At 66.8% G+C, this 20,930-nt stretch carries 15 protein-coding genes; 9 read left to right on the top strand and 6 right to left on the bottom strand.

Features of this window, described 5'->3' with window-relative positions; translation table 11 throughout:
* Positions 1-9: 9 nt before the first annotated feature.
* Entirely contained in the window at positions 10-1,911 is a 1,902-nt protein-coding gene (gene asnB / locus G370_RS0112770) for an asparagine synthase (glutamine-hydrolyzing) (protein ID WP_019660944.1), read from the top strand.
* Positions 1,912-2,345: 434 nt separating this feature from the next.
* Here asnB and G370_RS0112775 read toward each other — a convergent pair whose 3' ends face one another.
* Both G370_RS0112775 and queD read right to left on the bottom strand, forming a co-directional pair.
* Positions 2,346-2,693 carry a phasin family protein gene (locus tag G370_RS0112775; protein ID WP_019660945.1) on the bottom strand — a complete coding sequence of 116 codons (348 nt, stop codon included), beginning with the start codon at positions 2,691-2,693 and terminating at the stop codon, positions 2,346-2,348.
* 118 nt (positions 2,694-2,811) lie between these two features.
* Positions 2,812-3,174, bottom strand: coding sequence for a 6-carboxytetrahydropterin synthase QueD (gene queD / locus G370_RS0112780; RefSeq protein WP_005407953.1), 363 nt, complete (start codon positions 3,172-3,174; stop codon positions 2,812-2,814).
* A gap of 191 nt (positions 3,175-3,365) precedes the next feature.
* Between queD and G370_RS0112785 the strand changes: the two genes are divergently transcribed.
* Together G370_RS0112785 and G370_RS0112790 are read left to right on the top strand one after the other, a co-directional pair.
* Positions 3,366-6,005, top strand: coding sequence for a TonB-dependent receptor plug domain-containing protein (locus G370_RS0112785; RefSeq protein WP_019660946.1), 2,640 nt, complete (start codon positions 3,366-3,368; stop codon positions 6,003-6,005).
* A 73-nt stretch (positions 6,006-6,078) separates the two neighbouring features.
* Positions 6,079-8,673, top strand: a complete 2,595-nt coding sequence (locus G370_RS0112790) for a M14 family zinc carboxypeptidase (protein WP_019660947.1) — start codon at positions 6,079-6,081, stop codon at positions 8,671-8,673.
* Between the two features lie 555 nt (positions 8,674-9,228).
* Here G370_RS0112790 and G370_RS0112795 read toward each other — a convergent pair.
* A complete protein-coding gene (locus tag G370_RS0112795; protein WP_019660948.1) occupies positions 9,229-10,641 on the bottom strand; it encodes a DEAD/DEAH box helicase in 1,413 nt (470 codons plus the stop codon).
* Positions 10,642-11,534: 893 nt separating this feature from the next.
* Between G370_RS0112795 and G370_RS0112800 the strand changes: the two genes are divergently transcribed.
* Complete coding sequence (locus G370_RS0112800) at positions 11,535-12,524, top strand: fumarylacetoacetate hydrolase family protein (protein WP_019660949.1); 990 nt, start codon at positions 11,535-11,537, stop codon at positions 12,522-12,524.
* A 14-nt stretch (positions 12,525-12,538) separates the two neighbouring features.
* Entirely contained in the window at positions 12,539-13,207 is a 669-nt protein-coding gene (gene maiA, locus G370_RS0112805; protein ID WP_019660950.1) for a maleylacetoacetate isomerase, read from the top strand.
* 33 nt (positions 13,208-13,240) lie between these two features.
* Here maiA and G370_RS0112810 read toward each other — a convergent pair whose 3' ends face one another.
* The 3 genes from G370_RS0112810 to G370_RS0112820 all read right to left on the bottom strand — a co-directional run bounded on the left by G370_RS0112810 (position 13,241) and on the right by G370_RS0112820 (position 17,257).
* On the bottom strand, positions 13,241-14,737 hold the full coding sequence (locus G370_RS0112810) for a UdgX family uracil-DNA binding protein (protein ID WP_019660951.1): 1,497 nt from the start codon (positions 14,735-14,737) through the stop codon (positions 13,241-13,243).
* Positions 14,718-16,001 carry a putative DNA modification/repair radical SAM protein gene (locus G370_RS0112815; protein ID WP_019660952.1) on the bottom strand — a complete coding sequence of 428 codons (1,284 nt, stop codon included), beginning with the start codon at positions 15,999-16,001 and terminating at the stop codon, positions 14,718-14,720. Before G370_RS0112815 ends, G370_RS0112810 begins: the two co-directional genes overlap by 20 nt.
* Before the next feature lie 128 nt (positions 16,002-16,129).
* Positions 16,130-17,257, bottom strand: a complete 1,128-nt coding sequence (locus G370_RS0112820) for a PilT/PilU family type 4a pilus ATPase (protein ID WP_019660953.1) — start codon at positions 17,255-17,257, stop codon at positions 16,130-16,132.
* Positions 17,258-17,378: 121 nt separating this feature from the next.
* On the opposite strand from G370_RS0112820, the gene G370_RS0112825 reads away from it, so the two are divergent.
* The 4 genes from G370_RS0112825 to G370_RS0112845 all read left to right on the top strand — a co-directional run bounded on the left by G370_RS0112825 (position 17,379) and on the right by G370_RS0112845 (position 20,858).
* Positions 17,379-17,744: a DUF4398 domain-containing protein gene (locus G370_RS0112825; RefSeq protein ID WP_019660954.1), complete on the top strand. Its 366-nt coding sequence runs from the start codon at positions 17,379-17,381 to the stop codon at positions 17,742-17,744.
* A complete protein-coding gene (locus tag G370_RS0112830; protein ID WP_019660955.1) occupies positions 17,741-18,625 on the top strand; it encodes an OmpA family protein in 885 nt (294 codons plus the stop codon). The genes G370_RS0112825 and G370_RS0112830 overlap by 4 nt, the downstream gene beginning before the upstream one ends.
* A gap of 324 nt (positions 18,626-18,949) precedes the next feature.
* Complete coding sequence (locus G370_RS0112840; RefSeq protein WP_005407964.1) at positions 18,950-19,186, top strand: HP1242/YdcH family protein; 237 nt, start codon at positions 18,950-18,952, stop codon at positions 19,184-19,186.
* Positions 19,187-19,487: 301 nt separating this feature from the next.
* Positions 19,488-20,858, top strand: a complete 1,371-nt coding sequence (locus G370_RS0112845) for a pyridoxal-phosphate dependent enzyme (protein ID WP_019660957.1) — start codon at positions 19,488-19,490, stop codon at positions 20,856-20,858.
* Positions 20,859-20,930 lie beyond the last annotated feature (72 nt).

Genomic DNA, 20,930 nt, shown 5'->3' on the forward strand with positions numbered 1-20,930 from the left:
AGGTGCCCGATGAGTGGCGTGGTCGGGGCCTGGCTGCCACCTGCCGAGGACGAACACCTGCTGCAGCGCCTGGCACCGATGCTGCGCGCCCTGCAGCAGCGCGGCCGGGGCCGCATTGGCTACTGGACCGACGCCGGGGCCGGCCTGGCACTGGGCCACTGCCGGGCGCCCACCGATACGCCGTTACAGCCGCTGAGCTCGGACTGCGGTCGCTACGTGCTGTGCCTGGACGGCCGCCTGTACAACCGCAGTGACCTGCAGGCGCAGCTGCGCGACCTGCCACGCAGTTGCAGCGATGCGCGGCTGCTGCTGCAGGCGATCGTCGAATGGGGCGTGGAGCGGGCGCTGTCGCGCATCGAGGGCGCGTTCGGTTTCAGTGTGTGGGACCGGGAGGCGCGCGAACTGTGGCTGGCCCGCGACCGGGTCGGCGAGCGGCCGCTGTACTACGGTTGGTACCAGGGCCAGTTCCTGTTTGCCTCGGAGTTGAAGGCGCTTCAGGCCTTCGCCGGATTTGCCCCTGGCATCGACCAGGATGCGCTGAGCCTGCTGCTGCGCCATGACTATGTGCCGGCACCACACACCATCTACCGCGGTATCCACAAGCTGGTGGCCGGCGCGATGCTGCGCATCGATCTGAATGACCATGCGGCTGGCGGTTCCAGCCAGGCCGCCCAGGGCGGCTCACGCTACTGGTGCGCACGCGATGCGATGCACAGCGCACTGCAGGAATCCCTGCAGCCGGCACCCAGCCTGGAACAGGCTACCGACCAGCTGGAGACGGTACTGCAGAAGGCCATTGCCGCACGCATGCATTCGCCACTGGCCTGCGGCGCGTTCCTGTCCGGTGGCACCGACTCGTCGCTGGTGACCGCGATGATGCAGGCGCAGTCGACCCTCCCGATCGAGGCATGGACGGTCGGTTTCGATGATCCCGGCCATGATGAGAGCGACTGGGCCTCGCAGGTCGCGCGGCATCTCGGCGTGCAGCACCACCTGCACCGGATGGACGCGCGCCAGGGACTGGACCTGCTTCAGCGGCTGCCGCAGGTCTGGTGCGAGCCGTTCGCCGACGCCTCGCAGCTGCCGACGTTGCTGGCCAGTGAACTGCTGGGGGCGCGCAAGCCGGTCGCGCTGACCGGTGACGGCGGCGATGAGCTGTTCTTCGGTCACCCCAGCTACGGCCGCGCGCTGCGCAATGCACGCCTGTGCGGCGGCCTGCCGGACTGGGTGCGTGACCTGGCACGGCGCAGCGGCAACCGGATGAACGTGGAGCGAGGCCGCCTCGGCGGCTGGCGTGCGCTGGTGGCGGAAGTCGCCGCCAACGACGTGGAAGGCCACTACCTGCAGCGCGTGACGCGCTGGCGGCAGCCGGCGCAGGTGGTGCTGGGTGCACGCGAGCCGATGACGATCTTCCAGCAGCAGGACACCGCGCTGCCGGCCGAGGCGCGCATCCAGCTGCTGGATTTCCGCATGGACCTGGCCGAGGGCATCCTTGCCAAGGTTGATCGCGCGGGCATGGCGGCGGGCGTTGAAACCCGTGCGCCATTGCTGGACATGGAGGTGGTGCGCCTGGCCTGGCGCCTGCCGCAGCACCTGAAGTACCACGATGGCGAACACAAACTCATTCTGAAGAATCTGTTGGCACGCTACCTGCCCGAGCCGCTGGTGTACCGTCCCAAGCGTGGCTTTGGCCCGCCCATGGCGCGCTGGCTGGCCGGTCCGTTGCGCGATTGGGCGGAGGCGCTGCTGGACCCGCAGCTGCTTCGCAACCAGGGCTGCTTCGATGCGGCACGCGTGCGCGGCATCTGGGAAGCGTTCCTGCGCGGCGAGCGCAAGTGGCACACGCACCTGTGGAACGTGCTGATGTTCCAGGCGTGGCACCAGCATTGGCATGGTGGTCGCGGGCGCTGAGGTTCCTTCGCGGGTTGTCCTGCGCGGCGCAGGGCGGAGGCCCTTGCGTACGAATGTCCTCCGGCGCCGGCCGTTGGCCGTCACCTCCCCCTTTACTTCGTACGCAAGGGCATCCGCTCTGCGTTCGGAGTTCGTCGGCGCCTCGTTGAAAGGCGCCACGAGCGCTGCGCTTTACCTGCCGTAAGCCGAGCCTCGTCGGGGCGGGCGGGGGGCTGGGCAAAGTAAAGGAGGAGGTGGCGGCCAACGGCCGGCGCCGGGGGACATTTGCCCAGGCCCCTGCCTGTCCCGGCGGGGCCCCTCAGTTCGCAGAGACATCGGACGAAGACGCACTCCGGAATCCGGACGCCAGGCAAAAAAAGACCCGGCAGAGGGAGGGATCTGCCGGGTCCGGATTGCATGGGGGGAGGGACCCACGCAATGAGCGTTGCGTCGCGTCAGTGGTTGCTCGCGTCCGCCGTTGATTCGTTGTAACCCTGCACCAGTTCGGACCACGCCTTGCTGGCCACCAGGCCGAGACCGACCACGTCCTGCTGGGCCTGGCCCAGCCGCTGCAGGTTGTCCTGCCACAGCTGTGCGCCCTTGTTGAGCATCCCGGCCGCGTCGTCGCTGCGGGCCAGTTCGCCCAGCCAGCCGCCGGTCGCGGTCAGGTTGCGCTCCATCACCTTCAACTGCACGCCGAACATGCTTTCCGCGTTCTCCAACGCCAATCGGTTTGCGCGCGTTGCGGCGGCGGCGAACTGGCGGGTGGCATCACTGAAGCGATCGCTGAAGGCGGCAGCCATAGGGGGCATCAGGGAGTGGCTTGATGCATTGCAGCATACGCCGTTGATGCGGCAATGCAACAAAAATAACCAAGGCGCTCAGGGCGCCTTTGAAAAGCCTTTCAGATCAATGGGTTGATCAGGCCGTCGGGCCGCGGTAGCGACAGCCGGAGGTGCAGGTTTCGTGCACGGTGATCTCGCTCAGCGCCGGCAGGCTGGGCTTGAGTTCGTTCCAGATCCACACCGCCAGGTTCTCGCTGGTCGGGTTCTCCAGGCCGGGGATGTCGTTGAGGTAGTGATGGTCCAGGCGGTCATAGATCGGCTGGAAAGCCGCCTTCACGTCGCCGAAGTCCATGATCCAGCCGGTCTGCGCGCCGGGCTCGCCCTCGACCTTCAGTTCCACCCGGAACGAGTGGCCATGCAGGCGCGCGCACTTGTGCCCCGGCGGCACGTTGGGGAGGCGGTGCGCCGCCTCGAGCATGAAGACTTTGAAGATTTCCATGGCGCGATTGTACGCCGCAGGTGGCCGGCCATCCTGAGCGGTTGTTGGACTTTCGTGAGGTAATTCTTTCCATCCGGATGAAGAGATGATAGTTTCTCTTATATCCGTATGAAGAGATGTTATTGGCCGGGCCCCGGCCAGGCATGGACTACTGCGGAACTACGTCGCCCTTTCCACCTCCCCACATCGTCATGCCCAAGCACACCCTGCTCGTGGCGGCCCTGGCCGTCGCTCTGGCCGCGCCTTTGTCCGCCGCCGCCGAAACCTCCGCCGACGCCAGTGGCGAAGCCAGCACCCTGGCCGCCGTGCGCGTCACCGGTTCCAACATCAAGCGCACCGATACCGAGGCCTCCAACCCGGTGCAGGTGATCGGCCGCCAGCAGTTGGAACAGACCGGCAAGGCCACCGTCGCCGACGTGCTGCGCTCGATCTCGGCCAACACCGGCAACGCTGCCAACGAAACCACCAATAACGGCTGGGCGTCCGGCTCGGCCGGCATCGGCCTGCGTGGCCTGTCGCAGAAGAACACGCTGGTGCTGCTCAATGGCCGCCGGCTGGCCAACTACGGCTTCCCGGCCGGTGGCCTGTCCGACACCTTCGTCGATCTCAATGCGCTGCCGCTGGTCGCGGTCGAGCGCATTGAGGTGCTCAAGGACGGCGCCTCGGCGGTGTACGGCTCCGACGCCGTGGCCGGCGTGGTCAACATCATCACCCGGCAGAACTTCGAAGGCGCCGAGATCGGCGGCAGCTTCGGCGGTGCCGACCAGGGCGGCCTGCACGAGCAGAACCTGAAGTTCGTCGGCGGCCTCGGTGATCTGGACACCGATGGCTACAACATCCTCTTCAGCCTGCAGGGGTACAACCGTGAGCGCCTGGACCAGGACGAACGCAACCTGACCAGGAGCGGCATCTACACCGACAAGCCGGGTGGCCGCTGGAACGGCTGGTCGGCCAAGGGCGCGCGCTACCTGGTCAACGGCGTCTCGGTGCCGATGCTCGATGCCAACGGCAACTGCCCGGCCGGCACCACCCGCGTTGCCAGCGCGCCGATCGATGGCCTGTCCGGTGATACCTGCGGCTTCAACCAGGCGCCGTTCACCACGCTGATTCCCTCGACCAAGCGCTACCAGGCCTATGCCAACGGTACCTTCCGCCTGAACGACAACGTCGAGGCCTTTGGCGAAGTGCTGTACAGCCAGATCAAGAGCGCCGCCTGGTTCGGCAGCAGCCCGTTCTTCACCCTGGAAAGCGGCCGCTTCGCGTTGAACGCCAACAGCGGCCTGGCCGAGCCGGTGTCGTCGCTGCTGCCGGCCAACAATCCGTACAACCCGTACGGCCGCGCGATCCCGATCGAGTACACCTTCTTCGACCTCGGCGGCACGATCAAGACCAACCGTTCCACCGCCTACCGCGGCGTGTTCGGCCTGCGTGGCACCACCGCGTCGTGGGATTGGGAAGTGGCCGCGTTCGGCGCACGCAGCAGCGAGCGCGAGAGCGTGTCCGGCGGCTTCGCCAATCGCTGGGCGCTGGCCGACGCGCTGGCCACCGGCAGCTACAACCTGCTCAACCCGGCGGCCACGCCGCAGTCGGTGCGCGATTCGATCAACATCGCCACGCTGCGTCCGGCCGAATCCAAGCTGCAGGGTATCGATGCGAAGATTTCCGGCAGCCTGGGCCATACCTGGGCGGGTGAGATCGGCTTCGCGGCCGGTGCCGAGTGGCGCCGCGAAAAGCTCGACTCCAACAACCCGTGGCAGATCGATGCCGGCCTGCAGGTGCGCCCGGCCATTGCCGAAGTACACGGCAAGCGCCAGGTCAGTGCGGCCTACGCCGAAGTGAACGTGCCGCTGGCCTCGACGCTGGAGCTGTCCGCCGCCGCGCGCGCCGACCACTACGACGATTTCGGCGATGCGTTCTCGCCGAAGATCGGCCTGCGCTGGCAGCCCCTGGATGTCCTGCTGGTGCGTGCGTCCGCTTCCAAGGGCTTCCGCGCACCGTCGCTGTCGGAAAACTCCAACAGCACCAGCATCGCCTACGGCAGCGTGGTTGATCCGCGTGATCCGGACGTGCCGGGCTCGCGCCAGAACCCGACCTTCTTCACCGTCGGTAACAACGCACTGAAGCCGGAGCGAACCAAGAGCGTGAACTTCGGCGTGGTGCTGTCACCGTGGGCCAACACCAACCTGAGCGTGGACTATTACCGCATCCAGCTGGACAACCTGGTCGGCACCAACAATACCCAGACCCTGGTCAACGACAACGTGGCTGGCGCGGTGCAGCGCGATGAGCGCGGCAAGCTGCAGGCGGTCTACAACCGCTACCAGAACCTGAGCGAGCTGAAGACCTCGGGTATCGACGTCGAACTGCGCCAGCGCATCCCGACCGCGGCGCTGGGTGACTTCACCGTGTCCTCGGCCTATACCCACGTGCGCGACTACCGTCGCCCGACCGTGGTCGGTGGCCCGCTGGTGGACTACGCCGGCAGCAACCTGGGCGCGACCCTGCCCAAGGACAAGGCCACCACCACGCTGGACTGGAAGTACGGTGATTTCAACGCCGCAGTAACCTGGTACTACACCAGCAGCTACCGCCAGGAAGCCAGCACCGCAGCCAAGGCCGTGCAGCAGCGCGTCGGCAGCTATAGCCAGTACGACCTGTACCTGGGCTACACCGGCATCGACAAGCTGACGCTGTATGCCAAGGTGCAGAACCTGGCTGACAAGACGCCGCCGTACGACGCTTCGTTCCCGGGCATCCGCGCGCCATACGACTTCAGCCAGTACGACCTGCGCGGCCGCTACTTCACGCTGGGCTTCGATTACCGCTTCTGATCCATCCGCTGCGGCCGGTTTCTTCAGGGAGCCGGCCGCGCGACCGTCTGCCGTTGTGTCCTGGGGAGTCACCGTGTCCTTGCATCGTCGTGCCGTTCTTCCGTTGCTGATCGCCGCCGCCACCGCACTGTCCTGCCCGCAGCCAGCGCAGGCACAGAGTGCGTACTTCTTCCCGCAGGCCGTCGACGCGGCCGCGTTCGATACGTCCATTCCCACACCCGAGCAGTTCCTCGGCTACCCGATCGGCAGCCGTTACACCCGGCACGACCAGCTGGTGGCGTACTTCCAGGAACTGGCGAAACGCTCGGACAAGATCAGCGTGCGCGAGATCGGCCGCAGTTACGAGGGCCGCCCGTTGCTGATCGCCACGGTAACCGCTGCCGGCAACCACGCGCGGTTGGAACAGCTGCGCCAGCAGCACGCGACCCTGGTCGATCCGGCGCAGCCGCGCAGTGCGGCGGGCGACAGCCCGGTGGTGGTGTGGCTGGGTTACAGCGTGCATGGCAACGAGACCTCCAGCGCCGAGGCGGCGATGCTGACCGCCTACTACCTGGTGGCCAACCGCAGTGCCGAGACCCAGCAATGGCTGCAGCAGGCGGTGGTGCTGTTCGACCCGGCGCAGAATCCGGACGGTCGCGATCGCGCCGCCAACTGGCACAACGCGTGGGCCTCCGATCCGGCTTCGGCCGACCCGGCTGACAAGGAGCACGTCGAGCCGTTCCCGCAGGGCCGCACCAACCACTACTTCACCGATCTCAACCGCGACTGGCTGGCCCTGACCCAGCAGGACTCGCGGCCGAAGGTGGAGGTGTTCCACCAGTGGTACCCGAACGTGCAGATCGACTTCCACGAAATGGGCAAGGACAGCACGTACTACTTCGAGCCTTCGCCGAAGAGCATGCACAGCCCGTTGATTCCGGCGCCGTCGTACGAGTTCAACAAGACCCTGGCCAAGTACCACGCGCAGGCGCTGGATGCCTTGGGTTCGCTGTACTACACCGGCGAGAATTTCGACAACTTCTCGCCGGTGTACGGCTCGACCTATCCGGACTTCCACGGCGCGGTCGGCGTCACCGTCGAGCAGGCCAGTTCGCGTGGCCGCGTGCAGGAATCGGTCAATGGCCTGCTGACCTTCCCGTTCACCATCCGCAACCAGGTCGCCACCGGGCTGGGCACGGTGCGTGGTGCAGTGGCCGAGCGTAGTGGCCTGTTCGACCTGCAGAAGCAGTTCTTCCAGAGCGCGCTGAAGCAGGCCGCACAGCAGCCGGTGAAGAGCTTCGTGTTCGGCGACGCGCACGATCCGGCACTGACCCGCCGCCTGCTGGAACTGTTGCTGCTGCATCGCATCGAGGTACGTGCGCTGGAGCGTGCAGTCACCGTCGATGGGCAGCGCTTCGATGCCGGCAGCACCTACGTGGTGCAGGTGCAGCAGGCGCAGTTCCGCCTGGTGCATTCGATCTTTGCCGAGACGCCGCCGATCAAGGGCGACGTGTTCTACGGCAGCACCAGCTATGCAATCGCACCGGCCTACGGCGTGGCCTTCGCCGGTAGCCGCAGCCGTATCGAAGGCGGCGCGCGGGTGACTGCGTTGCCGGCGCAGCAGGGCGCGGTGCTGGGTGGCCAGGCCGGGTTCGCCTACGCGATCGACTGGCGCGACTACAACGCCGGGCGCGCGCTGGCCGCGCTGCAGGGCAAGGGCGTGAGCGCACGTGCGGCATTCCAGCCGTTCACCACCGCGACCGCGCAGGGCGACGTCAGCTTCGCCGCCGGCAGCCTGGTGATTCCGGTTGCCGGGCAAGCGCTGCAGGGCGCGGCGCTGCTTGAGGCTGTGACATCGGCCGCGCGCGAGGCAGGTGTGCAGGTGCACGCGCTGTCCAGTGGCCGCAGCCGCGAAGGCATCGATCTGGGCAGTGACGGCGTCAAGGCACTGCGCAAACCCGCGGTTGCGCTGGTGATGGGTGAGGGCGTGGCCGCCACCGAGATCGGCTCGGCCTGGTTCCTGCTCGACCAGCAGTTGCATTTGCCTGCAAGCAAGCTGGACCCGCAGCAGCTGGGCAAAGTGTCCCTGGACCGCTACACCACGATCGTGCTGTCCGGGGGGACCTACACCGGCGTCGATACCACAGCGGTGGCTGCGCTGAAGCGCTGGGTGCAGGCGGGTGGCTCGCTGGTTACCTACGGCAGTGCATCGAAGTGGGCGATCGAGCAGAAGTTGGCCGACGGCGAGAAGCTCGGCAAGGAAGAAGAGACTGCCGACGAGAGCCGCCGTGCATTCGGTGACCAGCGCGACATCGCCGCGATCGAGCGGGTCAGCGGCAACATCCTGAGCGCCGATGTGGACACCAGTCATCCGCTGGCGTTTGGCGTGCCGCGCCGGCAACTGGCGATCAACAAGGAGAGCACGGTGACGCTGCAGCCGAGCACGAATCCGTTCTCGACGGTGGTACGCATCGACACACCGCCGCGGGTGAATGGCTATCTTTCCGAGCGCAACCGTGCGCGGGTGGCGGGCAGCGCGTGGGTGCTGGTGTCGGCGCAGGGGCAGGGCAACGTGGTGCTGTTTGCCGATGACCCGGCGCACCGCAAGTACTGGCACGGGACGGATCGGCTGCTGATCAACGCGATCTTCTTCGGGAATCTGGTGAATCCGAGTAAAGCGCGGGGTTGAGGCGTTTGGCGCCGAGTCGTTGTTGTGCTTGGGAGGCAGGGGGCCTCAGCCAGGACACGCCGTGAACCCATCCATGGGGGCTCGATGGCGCCACCCTTGGCGCCAACGGTCCTGGCTGAGGCCCCCTGCCTCCCATGACAGTTTCCTGCGGGCGCGGACGCATCAGACCCCAAGGCGGGAGCAAGGGCAAAAGCAAAAGCAAAGGCAAAGGCAAAGCTAGGAATTGCGGCTTCGGCTTTTGACTTTGAATTTGACTTTGAATTTGAATTTGATCTTTCTTCTCCCGGCTACCCGGCGGGAGAAGAAGGCGCGGGCAATGCTTGAAGCGGATGGGCGTGGGGCCAGCGCAAAACCGTGAGGCGCATGGATGCGCCGACCGAGCCCCCATGGATGGGTTTACGGCGTGTTTTGCGCTGGCCCCACGCCCATCCGCCCTCAGCGCAGCACACCGCCGGCTTCTACTCACGGTAGCCAACAACAAAAAAGGACGGCGCGTCAGCGCCGTCCTTCGATAGCCCCCCGCGCAGCGGGAAGCACCCTCCATGTCAGCTGGGATCAGCCAGCGCGACCACCGCCGCCACCCTGGCCACGACCACGGCCGCCACCATTGCCACCACCGCCACGGCGCTGGCCCTGGCCGGCACCTGCACGCTGCTGGCCATTTCCACCGCCTTCGCGGCGGCCACCGCCGGCCTTCTTCGGGCCGGCATGCGCATGGCGCGGCGCATCACCGTGCGGACGGCGCGCGTGGCTCTTGCGCGGTGCGCGCTCACCGGTATCGTGCTCGGCCTTGCCCGGCGCACTGTTGCCCCAGCGGATCGGAACCTGCAGTTCGAAGCCCGGTACATCGCGGATGTCCATGTCGCGGCCCAGCAGGCGCACGATCGCGCGCAGCAGCTTCACTTCATCCTGCGCCACCAGCGAAATCGCCTGGCCGGTCGCGCCGTTGCGGCCGGTACGACCGATGCGGTGCACGTAGTCCTCGGCCACCATCGGCAGGTCGAAGTTGATCACCTTCGGCAGCTCGTTGATGTCGATGCCGCGCGCAGCGATGTCGGTGGCCACCAGCACGGTCACGCGGCCGGCCTTGAAGTCGCCCAGCGCACGCAGGCGCTGGCCCTGGCTCTTGTTGCCATGGATCGCCGCAGTCTTGATGCCCGACTTTTCCAGGAACGTGGCCAGTTTGTCGCTGCCGTGCTTGGTACGGGCGAACACCAGGGTCTGCTCGCGGCTGTCCTGCGCCAGCAGGTGCAGCAGCAGGTCGCGCTTGCGGCCGGCATCGACCGGGTGCACGCGGTGGGTGATGGTTTCGGCCACGGTGTTCTTCGGCGTCACCTGGATCTGTTCCGGGTTGCGCATGAACTCCAGCGCCAGCTGGCGGATGTTGTCCTCGAAGGTGGCCGAGAACAGCAGGGTCTGGCGGTTCTGCTTCGGCAGCTTGGCCAGGATGCGCTTGATCGACGGCAGGAAGCCCATGTCGAGCATGCGGTCGGCTTCGTCCAGCACCAGCAGTTCAATGCCGGACAGGTCGACGCTGCGACGCTCCAGGTGGTCGATCAGGCGGCCCGGGCAGGCCACCAGCAGGTCCACGCCACGGCGCAGGATGTCCAGCTGGTTGCCCATGCCGACACCGCCGTAGATGCAGGCGCTGGGAATGCGCAGGTACTTGCTGTAGCCGCGCAGGCTGTCATGCACCTGGGTGGCCAGTTCGCGGGTCGGGGCCAGGATCAGCGCACGCGGCTTGCGCGGGCCGGCACGCACTTCCTGCGAGGCGGTGCCCAGGTGCTGCAGCAACGGCAGGCCGAATGCGGCAGTTTTGCCGGTACCGGTCTGTGCGCCGGCCAGCAGGTCGCGACCGGCCAGCGCCAGCGGGATCGCCTGCTGCTGGATCGGGGTCGGGTTTTCGTAGCCCTGCTCGGCAAGCGCACGCAGCAGGAAGGGCGCCAGGCCCAGCGATTCAAAAGACATTGAGATTGCTCCAGGTACAAGAAACGCCTGTCCGAACGGACAGACGGGGGCAGATCAAAGTGATCGGCTGACTCGGAGCGTTCCCGTGAACCGCGCTGCGAGAAGTTGGGTGCAGCCGGCACGAAGCGCCGGCTGGAATGCGTGACGAACGGCGTCGGAGTGGGGGCGGGCGAAGAGGGCGGACCCTGGTCGCCGGCGGTCCCGGAGGGAAACGGACGGCCGCTGCAGACCTGCCTAGTCTAACCGATGGCTGAGACCTCGCGCAAAAAGGCCTGTTCAGGTAAGGGGTTCTCTCTGCAGGGCTGCGCCCTGCACCCGCAGAGGCCAAAGCGACGTCAACGTCAAAAGCGGGTTTCCTGAGGGATGGCGGGGTGGGTCCGGTGGCGGGAGACGCCGTAAACCCGTCCATGGGGGCTTGGCCGCAGCATCCATGCCGCGGACACTCCCGCCACCGGGCCCACCCCGCCTTCGACAGTTTCCCGCGAGCTGCTGGGACGTCTCTTGGTGTCAGATCCGCTTTCCTTTGGAAAACGGATCTGTCCCCCGGAATTCCATTCGATATCTGACCAATGTGTCGACCAAGGTCGACATCCACCAGCAGTCGCCGGAATGTGTCGAGGGCGGGCGGTGTCGGATTGCGGGGTGTCCGCGGCATGGATGCCGCGGCCAAGCCTACAGGGACGTACTTGCGGCGTCCCCGCAATCCGACACCGCCCCGGCAACCCACGGAAAGCCAGCTGTTGCCGTTGCCGTTGCATTGAGCAGGTGCAGGGCTGCAAGCCCTGCCGAAGCCCCCACTACGGTAGGGTGGGCCGATGCCGCGCTGCAGCTTGGCGTCGTCGCAGATTTGATTACACTTGAAACTTGTTTGCCCACGACTCCGGACACCCACCATGAAGCTTGGTTCCTTGAAGGAAGGCGGCCGCGACGGCACCCTTATCGTCGTCTCGCGTGACCTGCGCCACGGCGTGCGCGCCACCGGCATTGCCGCCACCCTACAGCAGGCCCTGGAGGACTGGAGCCACATCGCGCCGCGCCTGAACGCCCTGTACGAATCGCTCAACGCTGGCGACGCCGATGGCGTGTTCGACCTCGATCCGCAGGCGCTGGCCGCACCGATGCCGCGTGCCTATGAGTTCGTCGATGGCAGCGCCTACCTGCCGCACGTCGAGCGCGTGCGCCGCGCCCGCGGTGCCGAGGTGCCCGAGAGCTTCTACACCGACCCGCTGATGTACCAGGCCACCAGTGCGGGCTTCTACGGTCCGCGCGATGCGGTCAAGGTGGTCAGCGAGGACTACGGCATCGACCTGGAAGCGGAGATCGTGGTGATCACCGACGACGTGCCGATGGCGGCCACCCCGGAACAGGCCGCCAGCCACATCCAGCTGGTCGGCCTGGTCAACGATGTCTCGCTGCGCAACCTGATCCCGGGCGAGCTGGCCAAGGGCTTCGGCTTCCTGCAGTCCAAGCCGCGTTCGGCGCTGTCGCCGGTGTTCGTCACCCCCGATGAGCTGGGTGCTGCGTGGCAGGACAGCAAGGTGCACCTGCCGCTGCTGACCCACATCAACGGCCAGTGGTTCGGTGCGCCGGAGGCGGGCGTGGACATGCAGTTCAACTTCGCCCAGCTGGTCGCGCATGCGGCCAAGACCCGTCCGCTGGGTGCCGGCACCATTGTCGGTTCGGGCACCATCGCCAACGAAGACACCAGCAAGGGCGCCTCGTGCTTTGCCGAGCAGCGCGTGGTCGAGACCCTGCGCGACGGCAAGCCGAGCACGCCGTTCATGTCCTTCGGCGACGTGGTCCGCATCGAGATGCTTGATGCTGCCGGCAACAGCATCTTCGGTGCGATCGAGCAGCGCATCGAACAGGCGGCCAGGCCCTGAGCATGGAGGCGGCCATGGAGATCCCGGTCGACGACGGCATCGTGCTGTACACCTACTGGCGATCCAGCGCCGCCTACCGCGTGCGCATCGGCCTGGAGCTGAAGGGCCTGGCCTGGGAGGCGCGGCCGGTGCATCTGGTGCGCGACGGTGGCGAGCAGCACCGGGATGCCTATCGCGCGCTCAATCCGCAGCAGCAGGTGCCGACGCTGCTGCATGAGGGGCATGTGCTGACCCAGTCGCTGGCGATCCTCGAATACCTGGACGAGCGCTTTCCGCAGGTACCGCTGCTGCCGGCCGACGCCGCCGGCCGTGCGCGGGTGCGGGCGCTGGCCCAGTTGGTGGCCTGTGATATCCACCCGATCAACAACCTGCGGGTGATGCAGTACCTGGAGCGCACGCTGCAGGTGCCTGCCGACGCACGCACGCAGTGGACGCTGCACTGGATCGCCGAGGGCTTTGCGGCGATGGAAACGCTGTTGGCCAACAGCCGCGACACCGGCACCTTCTGCCACGGCGACCGTCCCGGCCTGGCCGACATCTGCCTGCTGCCGCAGCTGTACAACGCCCACCGCTTCGGCCTGGACCTGGCGCCGTACCCGACCTTGCGCCGCATCGAGGCGGCCTGCCAGGCAGTGGATGCCTTCGACCGCGCGCGTCCGGAACACCAGCCCGACGCCGCCTGACGGGCCGCTTCGCTCGCCGGGCGCGGCCCGGCGCTACCGGTCCCCGGCCCGTGGTAGCGCCGGGCCATGCCCGGCGGATGCCCCATCCCCTCGCAACATCTGCCGAAGGTCTTCCCGGAACAGCCGATAGCCGGCCTCGCGGCGTGCATCGTCGGTCTGCCGCAACACCCACGCCGGGTGCACCGTGGCGTAGCCGCGCGTGCCATCTTCGAGGGTGTGCCAGCGTCCGCGGTCGCGTGAGAGGTCGAAGTCACGACCGAATACCGAGGCTGCCGCTGTCGCGCCCAGGCATACGATCACCTGGGGCCGCACGCGTGCGATCTCACCCATCAGCCAGGGGCGGCAGGCCTGGATGTGGCGGCTTTCCGGCCGCTTGTGCAGCCGCACCTTGCCGCGCCGCTCATGGTGGAAGTGCTTCACCGCGTTGGTGAGGTACAGCTGGGCGCGATCGATTCCCAGTTCCGCCAGTGCGCGGTCCAGCACCTGGCCGGCAGGTCCTGCGAACGGCTGCCCGCGCAGATCCTCGGTATCACCGGGCTGCTCGCCGATCACCATCACCCGCGCATCGGCAGGCCCCTGCCCGAACACGGTCTGCGTGGCCTGCTCCCATAGCGGGCACTGGCGGCAGGCACTGGCCTGTCCGCGCAGATTGTCCAGGCTGCTGGCATCGGCTGCCGGCGTCGCAGCGTTCGCACGCGGGGGAATCCTGCGTTGCGGTGCCTGTGCCGGCCGGTCATGCATTTCCTGCACGCGGTCGGCCGCGTCGCGCACCAGGCGTGGCAGCAACCGGGCTTCAGGCAGGTGGCGCCAGTACTTGGCCGGCATTTCCTGCATCATCATCCGTGTGTTGAGCCGCGCCGGATTGAAGATGCTGGCGTAGTAGGTCTGCCACAGCGACTCGCGTGCATCCTCGGCCGGGGCATCTTCGCGCCGTGCACCGGGGCCAAAGGCAAGCGCCTGCCCATCCCAGGCGACGCTGCGTTGGGGCGTGAGGATGGCCCAGCGCATGCCGGTGAAGCGGCGCGCGAAGAACGGCGCTACCCGGTCGACGATGTGGTGCTGTGGCTCGAACCAGGCGATGAACGCGTCAGGTTGGCCGGGCACTTCCCGGAAGCGCACGAACGCCTTCATCTTGTGCGTGTCACGGCGGACGGCCTGGGCCAGAGCCGTTGCGCGCAGCACATCGGCGTCGGCGGGGTTGCCCAGCACCGCACGCTCGCCATGGGCGATGCGCCACAGCAGGCGATACAGCAAGGCCAGGCGCTGGGGATCGCGATGGCACAGGCAGGTGGCCGCCAGCTCCAGGAAGTCACGTGGAACGTTGGGTGCACCGGCCTCGGCAAGCATCGGCGCCTGCTGCACGGCCGGTGCATCCAGCAGCGACGTTTCGCTCCCTTCCAGCCAGTCCAGCTGCGGCGGGGCAACGCCGCGCAGCAACGCTTCGCGCGCAGCATCGCGCCAGGCCTGCAGCGACCACGGCGGATCCACCCGCAGCGACCAGCGCTGCGCGTCAGGCCGCGGACGGGGCATCGAACAGCGAACCCTGGCGCGGCGGCGGGGCCAGCTGCGCGCGCAGCGCCGCCGGATCATCCAGTGCTTTGCGCGGGTGATGGTCGGCCAGCAGCACGAACGGCAGCAGCTTGCTCATCGGTGCTTTCAGGCGCGCGATGTCGGCCACGCGCAGCCGCCCGTGACGGCGCGCCATCAGCACGCGCTTGACGTTGCGCACGCCGAGGCCGGGCACGCGCAGCAGCATTTCCTTCGGTGCCCGGTTCAGATCGACCGGAAAGCGCTCGGGATGGCGGATCGCCCAGGCCATCTTCGGGTCGATATCCAGGTCGAGCATGCCGTCCTGGGTGGTATCGGTAATCTCATCCACGCCGTAGCCGTAGAAGCGCAGCAGCCAGTCGGCCTGGTAAAGGCGATGTTCGCGCTGCAGCGGTGGCGGCTGCAGTGGCAGCTGCCGGCTGGCGTCCGGAATCGGGCTGAACGCGGAGTAGTAGACCCGGCGCATCCGGTAACTGCCGTACAGGCTGTCGGCGCTGGCCAGGATCTGCTGGTCGTTGGCCCCGTCCGCGCCGACGATCATCTGCGTGCTCTGCCCGGCCGGGGCGAAACGGGGAGGGCGCGGGCGTGCGCTGCGGCTGGCCGTCGGGGCCACCGCTGCGGGGGCCTTGCGCGCCTCCTTGGCTTCCTCGATGCGCCAACGCAGTTCGCCCATCGCGCCACGGATGGAATGAACCGTCTTCTCCGGCGCCAAGGCGCTCAGGCCGGCTTCGGTCGGCAGTTCCACGTTGATGGACAGGCGGTCGGCATAGCGCCCGGCACTGGCCAGCAGGTCCGGCGAGGCCTCGGGAATGGTCTTGAGGTGGATGTAGCCGGCGTAGCGGTGTTCTTCGCGCAGTTGCCGGGCTACTTCCACCATCTGTTCCATGGTGTAGTCCGCATTGCGGATGATGCCGCTGGACAGGAACAGGCCCTCGATGTAGTTGCGCTTGTAGAAGTCCAGGGTGAGCGTGACCACCTCATCCACGCTGAAACGTGCACGGGGCACGTTGCTGGAGACCCGGTTCACGCAGTAGGCGCAGTCGTAGACGCAGAAGTTGGTCAGCAGGATCTTCAGCAACGAAACACAGCGGCCATCGGGCGTGTAGCTGTGGCAGATGCCCATGCCCTCGGTGCTGCCGATACCGCCACTGGCGCGCGAATCGCGCTTGCCCGAGCCGCTGGAGGCGCAGGAGGCATCGTACTTGGCGGCATCAGCCAGAATGGCCAGCTTGCGGATGGTTTCCATTGAGGAAACCTACGGATGAGGGGTCTCATTGGATGAGATGGCCCCTGAACTCTTCAGAAAAGGGACGGAGGGGATCAAGTCGCAAGTGCACAAACGACTTAATCCCCTCCGTCCCCTTTTTCGTGCGATCAGAAGCCGTGGGTGATGCTGGGCGCGCCCGCCGAGAAATCGGCGTACGGGTCATGCTCGCCACTGCTACCTTCGGACAGGCGGAACTTCAGGGCCAGGCCATCGCGCGAGTCGGCCGCGCGCAGCGCTTCTTCGTGCTCGATGATGCCGGCCTTGGCCAGCCGGAACAGGCACTGGTCAAAGCTCTCCATGCCTTCCTCCAGCGAGGCTTCCATCGCCGCCTTGATTTCGTGCACCTGGCCGCGGCGCAGCAGGTCGCGGATCATCGGCGTGTTGATCAGCACCTCGGTGGCCGGCAGGCGTCGGCCCTCCTTGTTCTTCACCAGGCGCTGGCTGATCACCGCGCGCAAGTTCAGCGCCAGGTTCATCAGCACGTTCTTGTGCGCGCTTTCCGGGAAGAAGTTGAGGATGCGCTCGATGGTCTGGTCGGCGTTGTTGGAGTGCAGGGTGGCCAGGCACAGGTGGCCGGTCTCGGCGAAGGCGATCGCCGCCTCCATCGTTTCCGCATCCAGGATCTCGCCGATCAGGATCACGTCCGGCGCTTCACGCATCGCGTTCTTCAGCGCGTTGTGGAAGGCATGGGTGTCCAGGCCGACCTCGCGCTGGTTGACGATCGACATCTTGTGCTTGTGCAGGTACTCGATCGGGTCCTCGATGGTGAGGATGTGACCGGTGGTGGTGCTGTTGCGGTGGTCGATCATCGACGCCAGCGAGGTGGACTTGCCGGAGCCGGTGGACCCCACCACCAGCACCAGCCCGCGCGGGGTCATGATGACGTCCTTCAGCACCTGCGGAAGGTTCAGCTCCTCGATGCTCGGGATGCGGCTGCGGATGGCGCGGATGACCATGCCGACCTCACCCCGCTGCTTGAACACGTTGACGCGGAAGCGCCCGGCGTCGGGCAGGGCGATGGCCATGTTGAGCTCGAGTTCGCGCTCGAACTGCGGCACCTGGCCCTCGTCCATCAGCGAGTAGGCAATCTTCTTCACCATGCCCGGCGGCAGGCCGGTGTTGCCCAGCGGATAGAGCTTCCCCTCGATCTTGATGTAGACCGGTGCCCCGGTGGTCAAAAACATGTCCGAAGCGTTCTTTTCGGTCATCAGCTTCAGGAAGTAGCCGATATCCATTGCGAATTTTCCCCAACGAAACGGCCGACGCCCGTTGCCAGCACGGTGTCGGCTTGACGACAATGGCCGTGAACCGACAACCGGTACGGCCTCCCCAATGAAACGACTTAGCTTCGCACGAATGCGCCATGGCCTGTATGTGATGGCGTTTGCATTCGCACTGTCTGCCCCCGCCTGGGCGCAGGACGCCGCCTTGGAACTGGCGCAGGCCCGGCAGGCGGTCGACAAGGCCACCCAGGCCGATGCCGACCAGTACGCCCCGGACCTGATCGGGCTGGCCCGGCAGGGGCTGGAGCAGGCCCAGCGCGCCGCAGGCGACCGCCGCGAGCGCAAGAATGCGCCGGCAATGGCCCTGCGCGCCGCCGCCGATGCCGACCTGGCCCGCGTCCGCAGCGAGGAAGCCACCGTCAGCGCGCAGCTGCAGCTGCGCCGCAACGAGGTCAACCAGCTGCAACGCCAGCTGTCGACCGGGGAGGACCGCCGGTGAAGCCGATGACCGCCGCAACCCTGGCCGCGCTGCTGGCGCTGCCGACCCTGGCCATGGCCGCCGACAACCCGATGGTGGCGCAGCTGAGCCAGCGCCTGATGGCCATCCAGGCCAACCCGGATACCGCTGAGCTGGGCGCGTTCGAGCGCATGCAGGCCCAGCAGGCCATCGCCACCCTGGACAAGGCCAAGCGCCGCGATCAGGAGCTGGCCACCTACCTGGCCGAGCGCCGGGTCGAGATCGCCGAGACCGCCGTGCGCACCGCACTGGCCGCGCGCGAGGTGGACCGCCTGGATCGGACCCGCAGCGACCTGCTGATCGAGGCCAGCCGCCGCGATGCGGCCCGTGCCCGCCAGGAAGCCGAGCAGCTGCGCATGCAGGCGCAGATGCAGGCCGAGGAGGCCGAACGGTTGCGCCAGGCCGCCGAAGCCGAGACCCTGGCCCGCCAGGACGCCGAGAACGCCCTGACCAGCGTGGCCGGCAAGCAGCAGCAGCGTCTGAGCGCCGCACAGCAGAACGCCGCCAAGCTGGCCCGCGAGGAAGCCGAACTGGTGTCCGGGCAGAAACTGCCGGGCTCGAAGTTCGATGGCCGTGGCGAAGTTTTCACCTTCGCTGGTGACGCATTCGCCGTCGGCGCGTCAAGCCTGTCCAGTGGGGCCCGCAATCAGGCCAAGGCCCTGGCCGAGTACCTGAACATCGGCAAGAAGGGCCGCCTGCGCATCGAGGCCTACGACAGTGCCAACGGCGTGGGCCAAAAGCGTGCCGAAGCGCTGCGCGACGCCCTGGTCGCGGGTGGTGTCGCCAGCAACCGCATCCAGGTCAGCGGCAAGAAGGCTGCGTCCACCCGGGCGCGCTCGGCCGAGGTCATCATTGCCCCGTAATGCATTGATATTGTTTGTTTTTCGTTGTGATGAGCATTCAGCCTGAACCCCGCCTCGGCGGGGTTCGGTCTTTTTGACGCAGGGGTCTTGTACCCCGCCTTGAGCAGGCGTAGGGTCAATCGTCCGGGACGCAATGCCGCGGACCGGACGATGGGAGGGCCGGGCCGATGCAAGCAGGGCGCGAACCGCAGCAGATCGACGTGCGCAGGCCAGTGCCGCAGGTCGTTGCAGGCGTCCAGGTGGCCATCGACCGGCGCTCCTCCATGAACAACGCCCCGTGCCTTTCGGCCGGGGCGTTCGTGTATCTGTCGAAGGAGGTCCATCATGTTTGAAGATCAGCCCCAGAGCGAGATCGACGCACGTCGCGCGCGTGATCCGGAGTTCAGGGCACTCCATGACCAGCACCGCAAGTTGAACAAGAAGTGCATGGACGCGGAGTTGGGTGTACTCCCGATCGATGATGTCACCCTGGGTCGCATGAAGCGCGAGAAGCTGCTGGCCAAGCAACGTCTTCTGCGAATGTACGAAACACCGCTCCCAACGACGTCCCCCACGCTTTGACGCACATCGTCGCGCCCGGAACGGCGTGACCCGGCCATCGATGGCCCTGCCGGGGGCTCCTGCCCTGGCATCGCGGCCGCGCCGATGAGGCGGCCGCGCCAAGGCACCACAGGCGGTGGTGCCTTGGCCTTCAGGCACAACTCACCGATGCGGGCGGCACCGGTCTCCTCGTCGATCCGGGGCCGTCCGCATCCCTTTTTTGCGGGCTTCCGGCCCCGCGGCGCAACGACCTGACATTCATCGCCATCCGACGGATAATCATCGGTCCGGCCCTGCGCGGCGCGAATCGAAAGTCCTCCGAATGCCCATTCATTCTTCCGTCCTCGAACTCATCGGCCAGACCCCGATCGTCAAGGCCCAGCGCCTGGACACCGGCGTCTGCGAGCTCTACCTGAAGCTGGAGAGCGCCAACCCGGGCGGATCGATCAAGGATCGCATCGGCCTGTCGATGATCGAGGCGGCGGAGCAGCGTGGCGACCTGAAGCCGGGCGCGACCCTGGTTGAAGGTACCGCCGGCAACACCGGCCTGGGCCTGGCGCTGGTGGCACAGCAGAAGAGCTACAAGCTGATCCTCGTCGTTCCCGACAAGATGAGCCGCGAGAAGATCTTCAACCTGAAGGCGATGGGCGCCGAAGTCCGCCTGACCCGCTCGGACGTGGCCAAGGGCCATCCGGAGTACTACCAGGACCTGGCCAAGACCATCGCCGAGCAGACCCCGGGCGCCTACTTCATCAACCAGTTCGGCAACCCGGACAATCCGGCAGCGCACGAATTCGGTACCGGCCCGGAGATCCTGGAGCAGATGGGGGGTGACCTCGACGCCATCGTGTTCGGCTGCGGCAGCTCCGGCACCATGACCGGCCTGTCGCGAGCGTTCGCCAAGCTGTCGCCCAAGACCGAGCTGGTGCTGGCCGATCCGGTCGGCTCGATCCTGGCCGAATACATCAACGACGGCGTGCTCAACGACAAGTCGGGCAGCTGGCTGGTGGAGGGCATCGGCGAGGACTTCCTGCCGTCGATCTCCGATTTCAGCCGTGTCAAGAAAGCCTATGCAATCAGCGACGCCGAGAGCTTCCACACCGCGCGCGAGCTGCTGGGCAAGGAAGGCATCCTCGGCGGTTCGTCCACCGGCACCCTGCTGGCCGCAGCGCTGAAGTACTGCAAGGAGCAGACCACGCCGAAGAAGGTGCTCGTACTGGTCTGCGATACCGGCAACAAGTACCTGTCGAAGATGTACAACGACTACTGGATGCTGGACAACGGCTTCCTGCAGCGCCCGCAGCACGGCGACCTGCGCGACCTGATCCTGCGTCCGTACGGCCAGCGCGACACTGTCGTTATTGGCCCGAACGACCTGCTGACCACCGCCTACCAGCGCATGAAGCTGTATGACGTGTCGCAGCTGCCGGTGATGGACGGTGACCAGCTGGTCGGCATCGTCGATGAAAGCGACGTCCTGCTGCATGTCTATGGCGACGAAGCGCGCTTCCGCGACACGGTTGCCACGGCGATGGTCAGCAAGCTGGACCGGCTGGACGTGAAGTCGCCGATCGAGGCCCTGCTGCCGGTGTTCGACCGCGGCCAGGTGGCGATCGTGATGGACGGCGATGCTTTCCTGGGCCTGATCACCCGTATCGACCTGCTGAACTATCTGCGCCGTCGCGTGCAGTAAGCCGCCGATCACGGCAGTTCACCGCTGAATTCCGGTTTATTCGCGTCAAAGCTCGTTAAGGCTGCGCTGATA

Source organism: Stenotrophomonas hibiscicola ATCC 19867, assembly GCF_000382065.1.
GTDB lineage: Bacteria > Pseudomonadota > Gammaproteobacteria > Xanthomonadales > Xanthomonadaceae > Stenotrophomonas > Stenotrophomonas hibiscicola.

Bases quoted from the DNA above. Each gene is read 5' to 3' on its own strand.
- asnB (WP_019660944.1), top strand. From the start codon at position 10: ATGAGTGGCGTGGTCGGGGCCTGGCTGCCACCTGCCGAGGACGAACAC.
- G370_RS0112775 (WP_019660945.1), bottom strand. From the start codon at position 2,693: ATGGCTGCCGCCTTCAGCGATCGCTTCAGTGATGCCACCCGCCAGTTC.
- queD (WP_005407953.1), bottom strand. From the start codon at position 3,174: ATGGAAATCTTCAAAGTCTTCATGCTCGAGGCGGCGCACCGCCTCCCC.
- G370_RS0112785 (WP_019660946.1), top strand. From the start codon at position 3,366: ATGCCCAAGCACACCCTGCTCGTGGCGGCCCTGGCCGTCGCTCTGGCC.
- G370_RS0112795 (WP_019660948.1), bottom strand. From the start codon at position 10,641: ATGTCTTTTGAATCGCTGGGCCTGGCGCCCTTCCTGCTGCGTGCGCTT.
- G370_RS0112800 (WP_019660949.1), top strand. From the start codon at position 11,535: ATGAAGCTTGGTTCCTTGAAGGAAGGCGGCCGCGACGGCACCCTTATC.
- maiA (WP_019660950.1), top strand. From the start codon at position 12,539: ATGGAGATCCCGGTCGACGACGGCATCGTGCTGTACACCTACTGGCGA.
- G370_RS0112810 (WP_019660951.1), bottom strand. From the start codon at position 14,737: ATGCCCCGTCCGCGGCCTGACGCGCAGCGCTGGTCGCTGCGGGTGGAT.
- G370_RS0112815 (WP_019660952.1), bottom strand. From the start codon at position 16,001: ATGGAAACCATCCGCAAGCTGGCCATTCTGGCTGATGCCGCCAAGTAC.
- G370_RS0112820 (WP_019660953.1), bottom strand. From the start codon at position 17,257: ATGGATATCGGCTACTTCCTGAAGCTGATGACCGAAAAGAACGCTTCG.
- G370_RS0112825 (WP_019660954.1), top strand. From the start codon at position 17,379: ATGCGCCATGGCCTGTATGTGATGGCGTTTGCATTCGCACTGTCTGCC.
- G370_RS0112840 (WP_005407964.1), top strand. From the start codon at position 18,950: ATGTTTGAAGATCAGCCCCAGAGCGAGATCGACGCACGTCGCGCGCGT.
- G370_RS0112845 (WP_019660957.1), top strand. From the start codon at position 19,488: ATGCCCATTCATTCTTCCGTCCTCGAACTCATCGGCCAGACCCCGATC.